Below are 2,086 nucleotides of genomic sequence, written 5' to 3'. Positions count from 1 at the left end.
TTTGCCGTGTCTATAAGAGTAGCGGACCGGTACTTGTCTTCGAATGGCTTCGTACTCGTTTTCAGCTGGCAGAACGATAAAGTCAGCTGGTTTCCCTTCTTCAATGCCGTAATGATCTTCAATATGAAGCGTTTTGGCACTATTGGTTGTAATCAAATCCATAGCGTTCATAATTTCTTCGTAACCAGTCAATTGAGAAGCATGCAATCCCATCAGTAAAACTTGTAGCATGTTTCCTGTTCCCAACGGATACCAAGGATCATAAATGTCATCATGACCGTAACAAACCGTTAAATCGGCTTCCAATAATTCTTTGACACGCGTCAATCCTCGACGTTTTGGATACGTATCAAATCGTCCTTGCAAATGCATGTTGACTAAGGGATTGGAAACAAACCGAATATCAGACAATTTCAGCAAGCGGAACAATTTAGACGTATACGCGTTGTTGTAGGATCCCATCGCGGTTGTATGGCTAGCTGTTGTTCGCGATCCCATCCCTCTTTCATAAGCTTCTTTTGCGACGACCTCGACAAAACGCGATTGTTCATCATCGATCTCGTCACAGTGAATATCCACTAGACGATCGTATTTTTCCGCCAAGTCAAAAGCAATTTTAAGTGATTCTACGCCATATTCTCTAGTAAATTCATAGTGCGGAATACCACCCACAACATCGGCTCCCATTTTCAAGGCTTCTTCCATCAGCTCTTTTCCATTTGGATAAGATAAGATGCCTTCTTGCGGGAATGCAACGAGTTGGATGTTGACATAAGGTGCCATCTCTTTTTTCACTTCCAACATGGCTTTCATGGCTGTCAAATTAGGATCTGTCACATCTACATGTGTGCGCACATATTGAATTCCTTGAGCTATCTGCCATTGTAGGGCTTTTTTTGCACGTGTTTTAACGTCTTCATGAGTTAAAAAAGCTTTGCGTTCAGACCAACGCTGGATGCCTTCGAATAAGGTTCCGCTTTGATTCCATTCTGGCTCGCCTGCTGTCAACGTTGTGTCTAAATGGATATGTGGTTCAATAAATGGCGGTAGTACCAATGAGCCGTTGACATCCAGCACATCTGCTGTTTTTTCTGCGACTTCGGGTTGCGGTTCAATATTAGTAAACTTACCCTCTTCTACCGTAATTTGCCAAAGCCCTTTTTTTCCTTTTAGAGCTGCATTTTGAATGATCATTTATTCTACACTTCCTTTAGTTGTTTTTTCAAATGGTGCCATTGCTTTAGTGAGCGGCAGTTTCATCAATCCTGTGTATACCACAGCTGTTCCTACTAATGCATTGAGCGGAGAGATCCCAGGTGCAAATTGAGCCAAAGCTACACCGATAACCCAAGCCAGAAGTGCTGTCCAGTTAACTGGAACAAAAGTTGCTTCTTCAAATTTGGCATAGTTGCAGCGTTTCACAAAAAAGTAATCTGCAATAATGATTGCTCCAATTGAAGGAATCGCAGCGCTCAGTAAGTTCAAGAAGCCGACAAAATTCGTGTACATCCACATAGCCAACACGGTTCCAACGATTCCGTTCACAAGAACCCAGAACTTTTTAGAGATTTTTGTAATATTGGCAAATCCTAAACCAGAAGCGTAAAGCGCATTATCATTGGTGGTCCAGATATTCAGTGCCAATACTAAAATCGCTGGTATCGTCAGCCCTTGCAAGAAGAGGACTTCTGAAATATCTGAAAGCCCATAAACCATCGCCCCTACTGCTCCAAATAAGAACATCAGCGAATTACCTAAGAAAAACGCAGTAGAAGTAGCACCGACAGCAGAACGCGATGACTTTGCAAATCGAGCAAAGTCAGCTGTCAATGTTCCGCCGCTGATAAATGACCCGATACAAATCGTTAGAGCAGCTGATAATGTGATCGTTGTTTTCGGTTCGTACTCGAAAAGGGCTGGTAAACCGCCCATGACCGTAGTTGCTTCAATGGCGGAATAACTTCCTAATATGGCGATCAGAGGAACAGCAATAAAACTTAAAACCACCAGCGATTTCATTCCATAAAGCGAAGCCAACGTGATCGCGATTCCAAAGACGAAGATCAGTAAATAACTATTCCACCCC

General features: G+C 42.7%; 2 protein-coding genes. Both read right to left on the bottom strand.

Going from position 1 to position 2,086, the window contains the following annotated elements:
• Nucleotides 1–1,194, bottom strand: a 1,194-nt coding sequence (locus RT405_RS04290; protein WP_313467855.1) for a cytosine deaminase, incomplete at its 3' end; no start/stop codon positions are given.
• The coding region (gene codB / locus RT405_RS04285; RefSeq protein WP_313467853.1) for a cytosine permease at nt 1,195–2,086 on the bottom strand (892 nt) is incomplete at its 5' end.

Source organism: Carnobacterium sp. (genome assembly GCF_032094055.1).
GTDB lineage: Bacteria > Bacillota > Bacilli > Lactobacillales > Carnobacteriaceae > Carnobacterium_A.
This window is presented reverse-complemented; position numbering and strand designations above follow the sequence as displayed.